Consider the following 14,820-nt stretch of genomic DNA (forward strand, 5'->3'; position numbering starts at 1 on the left):
TAAAATTTTTGCCTCCACCTCAAGCCACCCTGCCAGATCTGTTGAAGAACTAATTCATGTCCGAAATAATTGATTTTAGCTCCTCCAGCACCTTTTCTAGACGTTTTTGTTTTTTGGGGTCAGTCCAGACCTTAGATCGTTTAGCCAAACGCAGTACATCATCAATCTGCCCTTTCAGGGATGGGTGGTTTTCATCTTCTTCTGGTTTCTTAGCAGCCTTGAGAGTAGAAATCTGATCTTTAATCTGTGTTAGAGAGAGATCCTGTGAAATAGCTTTATTCAGTAATTCCTCGCGCTTCCCATCATCTTTAACACGGGCGATCGCCTGTGCCTTCGTGTAAGCGATTTTGCCTTGGCGTAAAGCCTCTAACACATCCTGCGGAAGATTGAGTAATGGAAGCCGATTATTTACGAAGGACTCCCAGGTCATCGTCCCTAGGGCAGCAAATACTGACTGAACTGCCTTATCCTCATCACTGCCCATAACGTTATGGGCAACATTTCCTTTAGCCTCATGCTGCATTCGATAGAGGAGCTTGGGCACGTCAGAGGTGGGCATTTGGAGCTTCAGAGATAGAAGTTGCAGAACTCCTTCCGTTTCTTCAACTGGGTTAAGATCTTCACGTTGCAGGTTTTCAATTAGAGCGATTTGGATCGCTTGCTCATCGGATAGCTCACGAATCACCACAGGTACTTCTGTCAAACCTGCTTCCTTCGCAGCGCGGTAGCGCCGCTCACCTGCCACCAATTCATACTTGTCTGAATCTTCAAGGCTGCGGACAAGAAGTGGTTCTAGAATTCCATGCTCTTTAATGGAGAGTACAAGCTGCTCCATCTTTTCGGGATCAAAATACCGCCGGGGTTGCTGCTTGGGGAAACTGATCTGGCTAATTGCCAGTCTCTCAGGCGATGTCGGGGTTTCCACATCGGCAAATAATGCTACTGGAGCTGTAATTTGTCCTCCAAAAACTCGCTCTCGCTTCCGGGTCATGCTAATTTCTCCAGGTCTTTCGCCAATCCATCCAATATTTTCTTAGCAGGGTGTTTGGGACTATACACTGCTAAGGGAACTCGTTCCATTGAAGCATCTGCAAACACAGTTGACTTAGGGATAAATGGAAAAACTTTACCGAGGGGGGCAAGTTGTTCCCGAATTGCCTCTAGGGTCAGTTCATCGTGAGAGTTGCGTCCGTCATACATTGTAGGGATGAACCCCGCAATTTGTAGCTTACGATTTGGCTTAGCTTTGACTTTTTGTAGGGTTTGCAAGAGCATATCTGTCCCTTGAAACGCCTTAAATTGGGTCTGAATGGGCACCAGAATATAGTCGGACGCAACCAATGAGATGTAGCTCAGCATCCCCAAACTTGGCGGACAATCAATCAAAATAAAATCGTACTGATCCCGAACTGGCTCCAAGGCATCTTTCAGCCTTGTATCCCGCATATAAGCAGTGACTAGCTCCTGCTCTGCGTCCGAAAGCTTCAATTGAGATGGAACTAGATCCATCCCATGAATTGCTTTGAGGATAGGCAGTTCCTCTTCAGGCACGATCGCGTGATAGACACTTCGGTCTACTTGCCTTGGATCGATCCCCACAAACGTCGTTAACGACGATTGCGGATCCATATCCACTAAAAGTACTCGGCGTTTTCTTTGGGCTAGGCTATAGCCGATGTTTGAAGCTAGAGTGGACTTTCCAACTCCACCGGCTTGGTTGAAGAGTGAAATAACTCGGCTCACTGGAATGTAGGTTTTAAGGGTAATTTTTTGCTTTATCAGTTTGCACCAGAAGAAGACACCTGGTCAGACTGAATACGTGATACTAAGAGTTTACGAGATAAGTGAGGAAGTAAATCTGAATTTTGACTAGATTTTGATGAGATGATGGCACTATAAACTGTTGAGTCACGAACGATAGAACCTTAACCGTGAGCGATCGCCTGTTTTCAATGCCCGAAAATTACGATGTTTTCCTGCGTCACCTCAAGGAACGCATCCGAAGTGCTCAGGTTAGAGCGGCTCTTGCCGTCAACCAAGAATTAATCCTCCTCTACTGGCAGATTGGACGCTCTATTCTGGAGCAGCAACAACGAGAAGGCTGGGGCACTAAAGTTATCGAGCGTTTGGCAAAGGATTTGAAAAAAGAATTTCCAGAAATCAAGGGATTCTCTCGCTCAAACCTGGGCTACATGAAGGCTTTCGCTGAGGCATACCCAGATGAGGAAATTCTCCAACGCAGCGTTGGTAAATTACCCTGGCGGCATAACATTGCCCTGATCGATAAGCTAAAAACGCAAGAACATCGGCTTTGGTACGCTCAAAAGGCGATCGAGAATGGCTGGAGTCGAGACATCTTGGTTTACCAGATCGAGAGTAACTTAATCCAACGACAGGGCGAAGCTGTCACGAATTTTGATCGAACTTTGCCCCAACCTCAATCCGATCTTGCCAAACAGTTAATTAAGGATCCTTACAGTTTTGAATTTTTATCGATTCAAGAAACAGCACAAGAACGGGAGCTAGAGCAAGCTCTGGTCACTCAGATCCGAGATTTTCTCCTAGAGTTAGGTGTTGGTTTCTCCTTTGTAGGAAGCCAGTACCATTTGGAAGTTGATGGCGATGACTATTATTTGGATCTGCTTTTCTACCACCTAAAACTTCGCTGCTTTATCGTCATTGATCTCAAAATGACTGAGTTCTTGCCAGAATATTCTGGAAAGATGAACTTTTATGTCTCTGCTGTCGATGACCAGATGCGGCATTCAACGGATAATCCAACGATTGGGCTTATCTTATGTAAATCCAAGAGTAAAACGAAGGCAGAGTATGCTTTACGGAATTTGAACACACCGATCGCCGTTGCTACTCACCGACTGCCCAAACAACTAAAAGAGAGCTTACCTTCAATTGAACAGCTTGAGATGCAATTGGAGGCAATTATCTCTGAATTAGAGAGTGACCAGGAACAGTAGCGTTTTGCAGGTTAATCGGTGGCTCAAAATTAGTGCCAAGTTTACTCTATTTGATTAAACTTTCACAGCATTAACCAGCCATACCCCTCGACCATCATCCTGGTCTGCTGTTTCAGTGCCAATCGGTAAAGACTCGGGATACCTGCCATAGCCTGCTTCAATGTCTTGCGGCTCAAACACTTCCGCGCCCCACCCATATCCTGCCAGCAATTGTTTTGGAGCATCGTGACCAAACTGCCAATGCCGTACGACTCTGCCACGATCGGCTTTTCTCGCTCGTTGCCCAGCCAAAACTGATCCCACCTTGACTCCATCTATCCCTAAAACACTACTATAGTAATTGAAGGGTTAATTAGGACGGGGTGCAGGGGTGGAACCCCTGGCTGGGGGCGCAGCCCCCACACCCCCACTGTCCTAACCATCTACTCAATTGCTATAGCAACGCTTAAGTGGGAGATGGTCTGGAGTAGCAGGTGTACTTCTTGCTTCTGCAAATACATCACCACTCCTTCTACTAACCAAATGGTTGGCACTGTAGTTTGATACCCAGCATTGAGGATGGCTGTCGCCCATTTCGCATCTGGAGCAGCCAAATCTCCAGAAACAGGTCGATAGATACAAGCTGGGATAACGTCTTGCAAAACTTGGGCTTTGTACTGCAACACTTCTGGACAATCCACTTCATACAGGATCGTGCCGGGTGCCCATGCCAGCCGATACGATCGTGTGTCGAGTCCCGCTCCCAGGACAACCACTTGCTTGTACTCAGCCAGCGTCGAGTTAAGGAGGTCATCCATAAATTTTGTGCGAACTGCAATGTAGCGAGTTCGTTTGGTAATCACTTGCTCTAACGGAACGGCTTGAGCTTGGGCAACCTTTTTCCATCGAGACAGCAAGGCATCGACTTCATCTCCTGCCAGAGCCGCTGCATAGGGATCTTGAAATAGGGGAGCAGAGTGGAGCTGCTCGATCGCCCGCTTAGCTGCAACAATTCGGGCAGTATAAGAAACTGGATCGGAGGAGTGAAGCAGAGCGGGTTCCATATCGTTCTTCAGGGCTGTGAGTCTCACCTCATCGTGCATCACATCAATACTTCATTGCAATTTCTAGGGGTAGTAATGAGGCGATCGCTTGGGTTCAGATGCCACAGCCCGTCCACTTCGGCTTTCATCACACCGAGATTGCCTTTTCACGTCGTCCTCAAATTAACCCTGCCAGACCCAACTCAGCAGAAACAGAGTACCCAGAAATGCTTCTGCTACCACCCCACCGATATTTTTGACTGTGATGCTGCGGTCAAAGATGCTCGATAACAATCGCACGATTAGCGCTTCGCGCAACCCTAGGGGAACGCCGCTCCCAAAGACGCCACGCCCAAGACCGTAAAAGCATCCGCAGACTGCAACCAGAGGCAGGTCGCTCCCAACCCCAGAAAGAAGCTACCCAGTGTTGAGCGAATCTCAGAAATGCCGACCGGGGCGATCGGACCAAGCCCCACAAAGGCAGCCATTGTTTTCGGAAAGAGTAAAGCGGCTCCGCCCAGCAGCATCAAAAGCACTGCCGCTACGTTGGGAGCAAACTGAATCAACGTTTCCACAGGCACAACAGAATGAGGGCTATTTCTATTGGATTGCTTGAAATTGAGGTAGGCTACTGTCCATTGGTAGAAGTTCTTATGCTTCCTGTGCCTCTCCTATGGTTCAATCTGCCCGGTTTCAATCCACTATCGGTATCATCGCCAGTATCCTGCTGCTGCTCATACCCTTTCAAAGAGTAATTCCGATCGAACTGAGTGTGCTGGAAACCGTTGCTGTTGTGACCTACGCCTGGAGTGTCTGGTTATTGGCAAGGAACAACCCCCTCGGATGGTGGATTGGGTTGGTCGGAACAGCACTCTACGGAGTTGTCTTCTACCAGGCAAAACTGTATGCAGAGGTTGGGTTGCAAGTGTTTTACTTCGTTACCAGTTTGCAAGCCATCTACATTTGGTTACGAGGTGGGCAGAACCATACTGAGAAACCAGTAGGTCATATTTCCAGGAAAGGGTTGATCCTGACAGCTATTTTGGCGATCGCCAGCATATTCGCGTTGCGATCGCTCCTGATTGCCATCCGAGGGGCTGCCCCTTTCTGGGATGCCCTCACGACAGTCATGAGTCTGGTTGCCCACCTCTATCTCATGGATCGTCTGGTGGAAAGCTGGTATTTGTGGATTACGGTGGACGTGATTTATGTGCCGCTCTACGCCTCCCGCCAGCTGTATTTAACCAGCATTCTCTATGCCGTTTTCGGGTTGATGGCTATTGGTGGGTTGAGAAATTTCCAAGGCATCGATCGCGAACAACAGTTGAAGGCAATTGAGCAGTAGGATGACATTGGGTATTACGATTGGGAAGTTTTATCCGTTCCACCTGGGGCATCACTATCTGCTTCAACAGGCAAAAGCACAGGTCGATCATCTCGTGGTGCTGGTTGGGTACAAACCGACCCAAGCGATCCCTGGTTCTGTTCGTGCCAATTGGATTCGCTTCCTGCACCCTGATGTCGAAGTGATCGAAGTGCTGGAAGATATTCCAGATGCACCAGAACCCTGGGCAAAGCGAGCATTAACTGTTCTGAAAGGACGACGACCAAATTTCGTCTTCACGTCTGAAGCATATGGCGAACCCTGGGCAGCGTTGATGAATGCAGAACATCACGCGGTTGATCTCGAACGTAAACACTTTCCGATCTCAGGAACTCAGCTACGGCAGGATCTCTCGGCGCACTGGCACATGCTAACCCCTCCTGCCAAAGCGTACTTCACAAAACGAATTTGTGTCATCGGCGTGGAGTCCAGCAGCACAACAACCTTAGCTCAATCCCTGGCACAGCATTACCAAACGGTGTGGGTGCCCGAATATGGGCGATGGTATTGGGAAGGGAGACGCTACACGCCTGGGGCAGAGCGGTGGGATACCTACGAGTTTGTTCAGATTGCGAAAGGGCAGGCGAACTGGGAAGATGACCTGGCGATGCGGGCAAATCGGTTGCTCATTTGTGATACCGATCCACTCGCAACCCATATCTGGCACAGGCGATACACCGAAACTTCTTCCAAAGTGGTGGAGCAAGTTGCCGACTCCCGTCACTACGACCTATATATTCTGACCGCTCCTGATTTTGCTTTTGTGCAGGATGGCACTCGTGAAGGTGAGCATATTCGCCTGGAGATGCACCAGTGGTTCGTTGAGGTACTCAAGCAGAAGGGCAAACGGTACATCACAGTGAAAGGTGCCCATGAGCAGCGGATGAGTGATGCGATCGCCGCCATCGATCCTCTCCTGGTATTCCCCATCCTGGATGCTTCGTAAAATAGTGGCATTCCAGTAGAGTGAACTTCTCATGTGCGATACCTTTGTTGCCCTGACAGATGCAACCCTCGATGGCTCCGTTATCTTTGGCAAGAATAGCGATCGCCCCGAAGGTGAAATCCAGGATGTGGTGACCTTCCCGCCTCAAACCTATTCTCAGAGGAAACACGTTCAATGCACGTACATCCAGATTTCCCAGGTTGAACGTACCTATGCCGTGATTCTTTCCAAACCCAGATGGATGTGGGGAGCCGAGATGGGAGCTAATGAATGTGGTGTTGTGATTGGCAATGAGGCGGTTTGGACAAATCAGCCTTACCAATCCATTGGGCTACTGGGAATGGATTTAGTCCGACTTGGACTGGAACGAGGAGGAACTGCCTTTGCTGCCCTACAAGTGATCGTTGATTTGTTGGAGCAGTATGGGCAGGGCGGCAATTGTGCAGAGCATTTTTCCTTCACCTACCACAACTCTTTCCTCATTGCCGATCGCAAAGAAGCCTGGGTTTTAGAAACTGCTGGCAAATACTGGATCGCTGAGCGAGTGACACAAGGAACACGATCGATTTCCAACAACCTCAGCATCCGAAGTGCCGGAGATTTGCGCCATCCCAATGTGGTTCGTGATGCAGTTGCTCAAGGACGATGCAAGGGTGAGTCCGATTTTGATTTTGCCAAACTCTTTTCGGACGGTGGAGTTGAAGATCCCTTATCTCCTTACTCCAGGGAAGGGCGGGTGCGATCGCTCTGCCAAACGAATCAAGGCAAGTTCACGATCGAGGCAGCAAAATCAATTCTGCGCGATCATCAGGGAGATATCTGTATGCACGGGCAGTTTGAAACGCGAGGGAGCCAAATTTCCCGATTAACCGCTCAACAGAACGAACACTGGCTGATTGACCGGCCTTTCCCCTGCCAGCAAGAATATCAACGGGTTGAATTACCAAGAATGGTGAGGCGTGAACATCACTCATCAAATGCCAGCCTACCGACTAAAGGCTAGCAATCGTTGCCCAGTAAGGGATTTCCCCCTACAAAATTAAACTCATCACTTTATTGGTTGCTCAAAGGAACAAAAGGATACTGCTACACGACGTTACCCCCAATCGAGGAGGAACCATGAACAACACGATGTATCGATTTGCCGCTGGTGTCGCGATCGCAGCCGCACTCATCTTGGTCTGGCTCAGTCTGGGCGTCGGCATTATTGGGCGAGATGGCGACCCTGCCAACCTAATGTACTTCGGGGTGCTCGCCATCGGGATCATTGGCTCCCTCATCGCACGCTTCCGACCCCGTGGAATGTCCCGTGCGCTGTTCGCCACGACACTCGCTCAGACCTCCGTTGCCACGATCGCGCTGACCGCCCAGTTGGGCTACCCTTGGAGTGGACCACTGGAGCTTACAGTTCTGAATGGATTCTTTATCGCTCTGTTTGCCGGATCAGCGTGGTTGTTCCGTCGTGCCGCGCATGGGTGGTCCGACTAAGGCAAGACATAGGACAACCGCTTACTGAGCGTTAACTTTTCTCATCTTCATCCTCGCCGATCGCCTTCAAATATGCCTCGGCTGCTGCCTGCTTAAACACCCCTTTGGTGTACCGCTGGAAGACGCGATCGCTCTTGATGCCCATCAACTCTTTCCCAAACAGTGGATCAACGCCTCGCCGCGTCACCTCCGTTCCAAAGGTATGCCGGAAGCGATGCGGGTTAATGTCCTCTACTCCGGCGACCGTCCCTAGTTTCTTTACCATCCGATGCAAGCCTTTGTAGCCCAACCGTTTCCCGGCACTCTTCGGGTCTTGGGCCAGAAACATCGGGCTTTCCGGCAGTGGCTCAAACATCCCGCCCTGCTGCCGTCGCCACTCCAGATAGGCTTCCAGGTACTGTCTCGCTTCTCGATTGAGCGGCACCTCACTCACGTTCTGCCCCTTGGAGCGATGCACCTTCAAAATCTTGCCGTTCCAGTGTTCCACGTTCAGGTTGGATGCCTCTGATGCACGTAGTCCATGACTGAGGACTGCAACAATGGCGCGGTCACGTACCCGTGTGCCGGAGGCATCGCGAACCGCCGTCTTCTCCTCAAACTCCAGTACCTGCCAGATCTGGGCCAGTTCGTCTCCGTCAATATGGTCGGCTTCTGGCTCTGGCTGGCGTTCCAGGTCGATCGCATCCGTTGGCAAAGGTTTGTTCATGGGATAGCCATTGCTCCGCCGCAGCCACCCATAAAATGCCTTCAGCGTATTGAGCGCATGGTTGGCTGAGGTCGCCTTCAGCCCCTTCAGCTTCAACTCTCGCCGGTACTTGCCAATATCACTGGGCGTCACATCGAGCCAGGACTTATCACACCAGGCGACAAACCTCACCAACTGTCCCCGGTAAACCCGCTGGGTATTATCTGATTTTCCCGTTTGTCGTAGAAACTCCTCAATCTGCCAGTGACGGAGATCCGGTGGTTCTGGTTGTCGGGGTTCCTCCTGCTTGCCGCCCTCGATAGGGACAATCACGATCGGCAAAACAGGATCAGAAGGGGATGAAGTCATCGTCGAGGAAAAAGTTGGATGGATTTCAGATAGAGATAACTTCACTTATCTCTATCTGAATATTGTAAGAATATTAACTCAAAGGTAGCAGTTATGCCCACAAAACCGCTTTATGATAAAAGGAATTCCTGATTGAGTGGGTGAGAGCGAACGATGCCATCCCCGTTTCCCGGTATGGATCCGTATCTAGAGGGTTACCTGTGGGCAGATGTCCACAATGCCCTTGCGAGTAAGATTCGCCAACTCCTAGTCCCCCTCCTGCGCCCTCGCTATACGGCTCGGTTGGAGGTTTATCTGGTTGAGGATACGGCACCCGAAGGAGAAATTGGAATTTTGTACCCAGATGTAGAAGTTCTTCAAAGGCAGCCTGTTGAGGCTCCTGCTTCCTCCTCTCCCTCTGAATCAGCCATCGCCACTACCCCTGCGCCCCTAACATTACCCTTCATGCAACCTGTCAAAGTTCGGATTCCGAGCATCGAAATTCGGGATACAGCGGGTAATACCCTAGTGACGTCGATCGAAATTTTGTCTCCAGTCAACAAGCGAGAACCTGGACTAACCGCATATCGGCGGAAGCGGCTGCGGCTCCACAATGCAGGGGTGCATTTGCTGGAACTAGATTTACTGCGTCGGGGAACCCGTTCGTTTAATCATCCCCGGATTCCGGATGTTCCTTATCTGATCACCCTGACGCGATCGCAATCAAGTCTAGTCGAGGTTTGGCCGATTGCCCTTCGGGATCAATTGCCGGTGCTTCCGATTCCCCTGCGACCCTCTGATGCGGATGTCGCATTAGATTTGGGGCTGGCACTGACAGCCGTGTATGACGAAGCAGCCTACGATTTGTCGATTGACTACGAACAGGTGCCTCCGCCCCCGACGCTATCGGAAGCAGAATTAGCCTGGGTTCAAACAGTGGTATCTCAACCAAGCTGAACCAGAACGGAGACAAAATGGGACGTCGAACCAATGAAAAATGTTGGGCATGCTCTTTACTAACTCCAGAAGAGGCACGGAAACTACATGATGCTGAGATAGGTGGGGACGGCTGCTGGCGAGAGGAGACTTGCCGGAGCCGCCGTTCCTATTACCGGAAGGGGCGTAGTCGTTTGGCCCAACGAAAGACCGCGAACGACTGTCGTCGCGCTTGCGCTATCGCAGAAATTACCGTACCACTCCCCCAAATCCCCTATGTGGTGCTGCACACCTATGTAGACCAACCTCGACAACCGAATGATGAAGTCGTCATTCATGCCATGTGCGCTGAGTTATGGCTGGGAGAAAAACCCGTGGCGATGACCCAACCCCAACACACCTTTGGGCTACCGCCCCGTTTGGTGAAGGAGTATGCCCGACAATTATTGGATGCCCTCTACCAGCACTATGGAAATGGGCGGCGGAGTGGGTTTGAACGGTTTGCCCGCGAAGAACAGCACTCCGTTTCTCAATGCCCGATCCGTCCCTGCTCTTACCATGCTGAGCATCTCCACTATGTACAGGGAGAAGGGCGTTCATGAAGGGAGAACAACTGGAACTGAATCTGTGGGAGGAATTGCGACGGGCACAGCAGATGCCGGAAACGGTTGAGGTGGTACAAATCCTGAATACGATGGAGGTCACAGCGGCTCAACTCCCGGAGGCTGCACGACTTCAGTTTGCTGGGGAAGCGCTACTTCAGATTGCCGAACTGTGTGCGGCACGGGCAACTGTATTGATGACAGAGTGGGAAGAAGCCTACCGCGATCCAATCGTGCAGCAGGGCTTTTTTACGGATCTCGTGCGGCAGACGATGGCGGTGGATCTGAGTGACTTGATGGAGCCAACTTCCCCGCGCAAGTCCCGTACAAAACGAGTCAAGTCAGCCGAAACAGAAGAGGGGTCAGTTGTCGCGACAGTTGACAAAGCAGCTTTGCTGGCAATGGTAGACCAGTTGGAGTCGGAGGCAGCCCTTGAGGAGGCAAGGAAACAGCAGGTATTACAGATCGCCCACGATGAAGATGTGTCCCGATGGATTGAGGCGATCGCCCAATGGCTAAGGGCAGTGCCAGCTCATCAAACGTCTTTTGCTCACTTGTGCCAAAGTTTAAGAATGCCACAAGTCGAGATTTGGCTGGGTGTACTGCTCGGTGAGTTTGAGCTAGAACAGGGCGAGGAGTTTTATAGTAATACGTTTTGGATTAAAGGAACTCCAGCAGATTCATAATTGTTTTGCCATGTAAATATCTGGTTTGCCCAATCCATTTGCATCCGGCATCACCCCGACAATGACAAATCCACATTTCTGGTAAAACTCATAGGGATGCTGTCGCAGGTTCTGAATCGTTGCAATATGCTTCCATACATTGGGGTAGAGGTTGATTCCTGAAAGCGTCGTTTTTCCTTCTTCATCATCCGTTCCCAGCCAAAGCGTCACGCCGCCTCGCTGTCTTGCCTGTACTTCGAGATCAGCAACCAATAATCGCCCAATTCCTTGTCCGCGACAATCGGACTTTACGATCAATGGATGTAGTTCCCAAACATTGCCATCGTACTGTTGAATGCCGCCAATCCAACCCAACACCGTTCCTGAATCATCAACGGCAATACGACTAATGCGATCGCTCGCAAAGGACTTATGAACTTCCTCAAGTGCCTCTTTGAGTGTTGGGTAACCACTGGGCAAGTGTCCAAAACAATCCAGCAGGATCAATGCAACCTGCTCAATGGTGGTAGTATCCTCAGGAGTCAAATCAGTAATTTGCATCAGCCTTAGAATCGGGAGGGATATTTGCTGTAGCAGACCTTAACGGGTTAAGCAAAATTTCTCACTATTATGGCAGTAGAAAATCTCAGTCCAGCCTACCGCATCCACACGCAACGACTGGTCGTACGCTGTTGGAACCCAGGTGATGCACCGTTGCTATCTGCGGCGATCGCCCACAGTCTAGAGCATCTCAAAGCCTGGATGCCGTGGGCACATGGGGAACCCAAAGATTTGCAACAGCGAATGAATGGGCTCCGGCAAGCCCGTGGCAAGTTCGATCTGGGGCAAGATTTTACCTATGGCATTTTCAATCTCGACGAGACGCAGGTGTTAGGAGGAACCGGGCTACATACAAGAATTGGCGACGCCGCACTGGAGATCGGCTACTGGATTCATGCTCATCACTTGAATCAGGGCTTGGCAACCGAAGCAGCGGCAGCTCTAACCAAAGTGGCGTTTACCGTAAATCAGGTAGCACGAGTCGAAATTCATTGCGATCCAGCCAACCTCAGAAGTGCAGCGGTTCCACGCAAACTGGGCTTTACTCATGAGGCGATTTTGCGGCAACGAGTAGAGAATTATGAAGGATGCAAACGAGATTCTATGATTTGGTCGCTATTTGCAGAAGATTACCCAACCAGTAAAGCGGCAGCAGCCGTCATTGAAGCGTTTGACGCGATCGGGCAGAGAATTCTCTAATCCTTGAAATTCTCCAGGCTGTCTTTTATCTAGGCTAAGTTATCATCGCAGTTAGAGCAAGTCGTGCTACGGCAGGTTCGACCACCCTATAACGTTTGCGCAGCGCCTTCAACGGAGAATCGCATCGCTCAGGAGGATTAATCTATGCTGACCTCCAACTTTAATACCCAATCTCAGATTTTTGCCTCTCTCCCTGAGCGAGTGCAGGAGGCGATCGCTGCCTATGCAGATGCAGCAGACCTATTACCTGATGCGGTGATCCAGTTTGCGATCGCTCATTTTCTAGAATTAGAGTATATTTCTCCTGACACTAAGCAAAACCCTCCTAAGACTGGCAATGTCTTAGATGACCTCCCAGGCTCACTCCGGCATGAGATCAGAAACTATGCTGTGGAGCAAGAGATGCCACCAGAATTTGTGGTTGAGCTGGCGATCGCCCACTTCCTTGACCCTGATTCTGTCACCTTTGATGACTGCCAGGTTGGGCTGCAACGCGATCGCATAGAACTGTTGCGCCATCAAAAGCAAGTTCAGCAACAAGCTGCTTGAATAACGAGGCAAGCGATCGGTAACTGATGAACTCACTCAATTTCCAATACCTGGTAAAGCACTGAAGGAACTGATTCGTAATCTCGCTGATTCAGTTGGCCCAATCCAATTGCTGTATGATGCTCAAGCAAACCGTGCAAGTTTTGCATGGCAGCATATTATCTTGAGCTGCCAGTGCATTGAAGGACAATATCCAGATTGTGAGCAGTTGTTGTCCCGATACAGCTTTGACAGAGAAGTGGTGCTAGAGAAATCAGGATTGATCAAAGCGTTGGAGCGGTTGTCAGTGCTGACTGACAAAAAGGAGAGAGGGATCCAGTTTCGATTTAATGGAACGACACAACAAATTCACCTTTCGATCGATCGAGAGTTTGGCAAGGGTGATGAAACAATTAGTGCTCATATCCCTACAGATATGACATTAGATATTCAATTTAACCTCAAGTACCTGGGAGAAGCGGTTAAAGCTATTCCTAGTTCTGGCATCAAGATGCATTTGAAGCAGCCAGACTATCCAGCCATGCTGGTTCCTGCGGGGGATTTCAACAACCCAGAATTAGAGATGGAAATGCGTCACTTTCTCTTTCCTCTCTATAAGCAGCCGGAATAATTAATTGTTCGCATCCTGGAAGCTTTTTCAGGGTGCAGACTTATGAAAAACTGTAGTAAAATATAATCTAATTAGCGCAAGGTTTTTCGCTTCTGCTAATTCAGTTCTAATCTAGTTTCTCTTACGAGGAAATGGATCTTGAATTGATTCCAACTCCAGTTGTTCTAGGTTATCAAAGTTAACCCCTATACCAATCCGGTTGCCTGCTAGAAAAAATGCTGAATTATGGAGTAAATCAACTAGACCCGCCTTTTCATCAATATATTCATCAAGCAGTTGACCTTGAAAAATAGCAGAAATCCTAGTATCTTTAGACACTTCATCGTTCTCCTCAACTAGAAACGTATCATACATATTACTAAATATTGAACGAGCTAATATAGCATATCGAGGTATCTCAGCACATCTCGATATTAACTTCTCGTCATTATTTACATCAATAGGATCCACTGGAATACCTAATATAATTGCTTTTTGAGAGTTATTAAAGCCAATCTGTTTTATTTCCATATCTCGTATTCCACAGTTATAAAATAGAAGCTTAGAAAGCACGTTAAGCTTCTCCTCTTCACTGATCTCATTACTATTTCTGAGTTTATTAAATATCTCATACTGATGCAGCCTTATCTCAGATCTTTGATCACCTGACAAGACATGAAGTATGAACTTGAACATTGTTTCACTATCTTGAGCCACTAGATCTGAGATATCTAGCCCAAATATTTCAACAGCGATATCTATAGATAAAATACACTCTAGTAATGAAAGGCTATGCTGATTAAACTCTGTTGTACTCCAACGAACTGCTTGTACCTTAGGGGTAGAACCTCTTTGAATATTCCGAAAAGTAATCACTCCATTTTCGTACAACAACCCATGTGAACCCAAGTGAGAGATCGCATTCCTTACTAAGGGGTTATAACCATAAAGAAGGTGAAGCTCATTATTTTTTGGTTTTATTCTTGATATGATAAATTCATATTTATTGCGCTCTGCCTGACCAAGGTTAGCATTATTGATATCGGTAAAGCTTCCCTCAATCAATTGATAACAAGATACGATTAAGGTTAAATAGGGATCAAGCAAATCAGATACAATATTTCTATAGATATTTGCAATATGAATAACATCGTCAAGGCTATCTTGAGTAAATTCATCTAATCTTGAAAGCTCATTAAAAATTCGAGATTTATTTTTCTTTGTTTTATTCTGTATTTCAACCCAAGGAAAAAATATATCTTCGAGAAAAACCTTCTTGTTCTTTTGATATGCATCATGCATAAGAACTAGGACAAAATGAACATTTGCAACCCGTTGCTGCAAATCTCCAGGAGAGTATACTTTTTCTAG

At 48.6% G+C, this 14,820-nt stretch carries 19 protein-coding genes; 11 read left to right on the forward strand and 8 right to left on the reverse strand.

The features are described 5' to 3' along the window. Positions 1-49: 49 nt before the first annotated feature. Together ACR6Z4_RS23580 and ACR6Z4_RS23585 are read right to left on the reverse strand one after the other, a co-directional pair. A complete protein-coding gene (locus ACR6Z4_RS23580) occupies positions 50-925 on the reverse strand; it encodes a ParB/RepB/Spo0J family partition protein (protein WP_479719780.1) in 876 nt (291 codons plus the stop codon). Positions 926-987: 62 nt separating this feature from the next. Continuing rightward, complete coding sequence (locus tag ACR6Z4_RS23585) at positions 988-1,743, reverse strand: ParA family protein (RefSeq protein ID WP_479719781.1); 756 nt, start codon at positions 1,741-1,743, stop codon at positions 988-990. Positions 1,744-1,952: 209 nt separating this feature from the next. On the opposite strand from ACR6Z4_RS23585, the gene ACR6Z4_RS23590 reads away from it, so the two are divergent. Further along, entirely contained in the window at positions 1,953-2,975 is a 1,023-nt protein-coding gene (locus tag ACR6Z4_RS23590) for a PDDEXK nuclease domain-containing protein (protein WP_479719799.1), read from the forward strand. Positions 2,976-3,029: 54 nt separating this feature from the next. Here the strand turns inward: ACR6Z4_RS23590 and ACR6Z4_RS23595 are convergent, their stop codons facing one another. The 3 genes from ACR6Z4_RS23595 to ACR6Z4_RS23605 form a co-directional block, all read right to left on the reverse strand. Continuing rightward, a complete protein-coding gene (locus ACR6Z4_RS23595) occupies positions 3,030-3,278 on the reverse strand; it encodes a hypothetical protein (protein WP_479719782.1) in 249 nt (82 codons plus the stop codon). Between the two features lie 119 nt (positions 3,279-3,397). Continuing rightward, positions 3,398-4,018 carry a class I SAM-dependent methyltransferase gene (locus ACR6Z4_RS23600; protein ID WP_479719783.1) on the reverse strand — a complete coding sequence of 207 codons (621 nt, stop codon included), beginning with the start codon at positions 4,016-4,018 and terminating at the stop codon, positions 3,398-3,400. A gap of 299 nt (positions 4,019-4,317) precedes the next feature. Then, on the reverse strand, positions 4,318-4,572 hold the full coding sequence (locus ACR6Z4_RS23605) for a hypothetical protein (RefSeq protein ID WP_479719784.1): 255 nt from the start codon (positions 4,570-4,572) through the stop codon (positions 4,318-4,320). Between the two features lie 98 nt (positions 4,573-4,670). Here ACR6Z4_RS23605 and pnuC point away from each other — a divergent pair, with 98 nt between their 5' ends. The 4 genes from pnuC (at position 4,671) to ACR6Z4_RS23625 (ending at position 7,815) form a co-directional block, all read left to right on the forward strand. Continuing rightward, positions 4,671-5,342, forward strand: coding sequence for a nicotinamide riboside transporter PnuC (pnuC, locus tag ACR6Z4_RS23610; protein ID WP_479719785.1), 672 nt, complete (start codon positions 4,671-4,673; stop codon positions 5,340-5,342). A gap of 1 nt (position 5,343) precedes the next feature. Beyond that, the gene (locus ACR6Z4_RS23615; RefSeq protein WP_479719786.1) at positions 5,344-6,327 is read left to right on the forward strand and encodes an AAA family ATPase; all 984 of its coding nucleotides are present in this window, start codon (positions 5,344-5,346) and stop codon (positions 6,325-6,327) included. Between the two features lie 31 nt (positions 6,328-6,358). Beyond that, a complete protein-coding gene (locus ACR6Z4_RS23620) occupies positions 6,359-7,330 on the forward strand; it encodes a C69 family dipeptidase (RefSeq protein ID WP_479719787.1) in 972 nt (323 codons plus the stop codon). Positions 7,331-7,446: 116 nt separating this feature from the next. Beyond that, positions 7,447-7,815 (forward strand): hypothetical protein, encoded by a 369-nt coding sequence (locus ACR6Z4_RS23625; RefSeq protein ID WP_479719788.1) that lies wholly within the window; start codon positions 7,447-7,449, stop codon positions 7,813-7,815. Positions 7,816-7,846: 31 nt separating this feature from the next. On the opposite strand, the gene ACR6Z4_RS23630 is transcribed toward ACR6Z4_RS23625, so the two are convergent. Beyond that, positions 7,847-8,869, reverse strand: coding sequence for a tyrosine-type recombinase/integrase (locus ACR6Z4_RS23630; RefSeq protein ID WP_479719789.1), 1,023 nt, complete (start codon positions 8,867-8,869; stop codon positions 7,847-7,849). Between the two features lie 153 nt (positions 8,870-9,022). Here ACR6Z4_RS23630 and ACR6Z4_RS23635 point away from each other — a divergent pair, with 153 nt between their 5' ends. The 3 genes from ACR6Z4_RS23635 (at position 9,023) to ACR6Z4_RS23645 (ending at position 11,072) form a co-directional block, all read left to right on the forward strand. Next, complete coding sequence (locus ACR6Z4_RS23635) at positions 9,023-9,805, forward strand: DUF4058 family protein (RefSeq protein ID WP_479719790.1); 783 nt, start codon at positions 9,023-9,025, stop codon at positions 9,803-9,805. Positions 9,806-9,978: 173 nt separating this feature from the next. Beyond that, entirely contained in the window at positions 9,979-10,386 is a 408-nt protein-coding gene (locus tag ACR6Z4_RS23640; protein ID WP_479719791.1) for a hypothetical protein, read from the forward strand. Beyond that, complete coding sequence (locus ACR6Z4_RS23645; protein WP_479719792.1) at positions 10,383-11,072, forward strand: hypothetical protein; 690 nt, start codon at positions 10,383-10,385, stop codon at positions 11,070-11,072. The genes ACR6Z4_RS23640 and ACR6Z4_RS23645 overlap by 4 nt, the downstream gene beginning before the upstream one ends. On the opposite strand, the gene ACR6Z4_RS23650 is transcribed toward ACR6Z4_RS23645, so the two are convergent. Continuing rightward, positions 11,067-11,612, reverse strand: a complete 546-nt coding sequence (locus ACR6Z4_RS23650; RefSeq protein WP_479719793.1) for a GNAT family N-acetyltransferase — start codon at positions 11,610-11,612, stop codon at positions 11,067-11,069. The two genes, ACR6Z4_RS23645 and ACR6Z4_RS23650, sit on opposite strands and share 6 nt — an antisense overlap. 69 nt (positions 11,613-11,681) lie before the next feature. Here ACR6Z4_RS23650 and ACR6Z4_RS23655 point away from each other — a divergent pair, with 69 nt between their 5' ends. The 3 genes from ACR6Z4_RS23655 to ACR6Z4_RS23665 all read left to right on the forward strand — a co-directional run bounded on the left by ACR6Z4_RS23655 (position 11,682) and on the right by ACR6Z4_RS23665 (position 13,470). Beyond that, positions 11,682-12,311: a GNAT family N-acetyltransferase gene (locus ACR6Z4_RS23655; RefSeq protein WP_479719794.1), complete on the forward strand. Its 630-nt coding sequence runs from the start codon at positions 11,682-11,684 to the stop codon at positions 12,309-12,311. Between the two features lie 144 nt (positions 12,312-12,455). Beyond that, complete coding sequence (locus ACR6Z4_RS23660; protein ID WP_479719795.1) at positions 12,456-12,860, forward strand: hypothetical protein; 405 nt, start codon at positions 12,456-12,458, stop codon at positions 12,858-12,860. Positions 12,861-12,969: 109 nt separating this feature from the next. Continuing rightward, positions 12,970-13,470, forward strand: coding sequence for a hypothetical protein (locus tag ACR6Z4_RS23665; protein ID WP_479719796.1), 501 nt, complete (start codon positions 12,970-12,972; stop codon positions 13,468-13,470). Between the two features lie 111 nt (positions 13,471-13,581). Here ACR6Z4_RS23665 and ACR6Z4_RS23670 read toward each other — a convergent pair. Then, on the reverse strand, positions 13,582-14,820 hold a 1,239-nt coding region (locus ACR6Z4_RS23670), incomplete at its 5' end, for a hypothetical protein (RefSeq protein WP_479719797.1).

It is taken from the genome of Calyptranema fuscum S582, assembly GCF_055793305.1.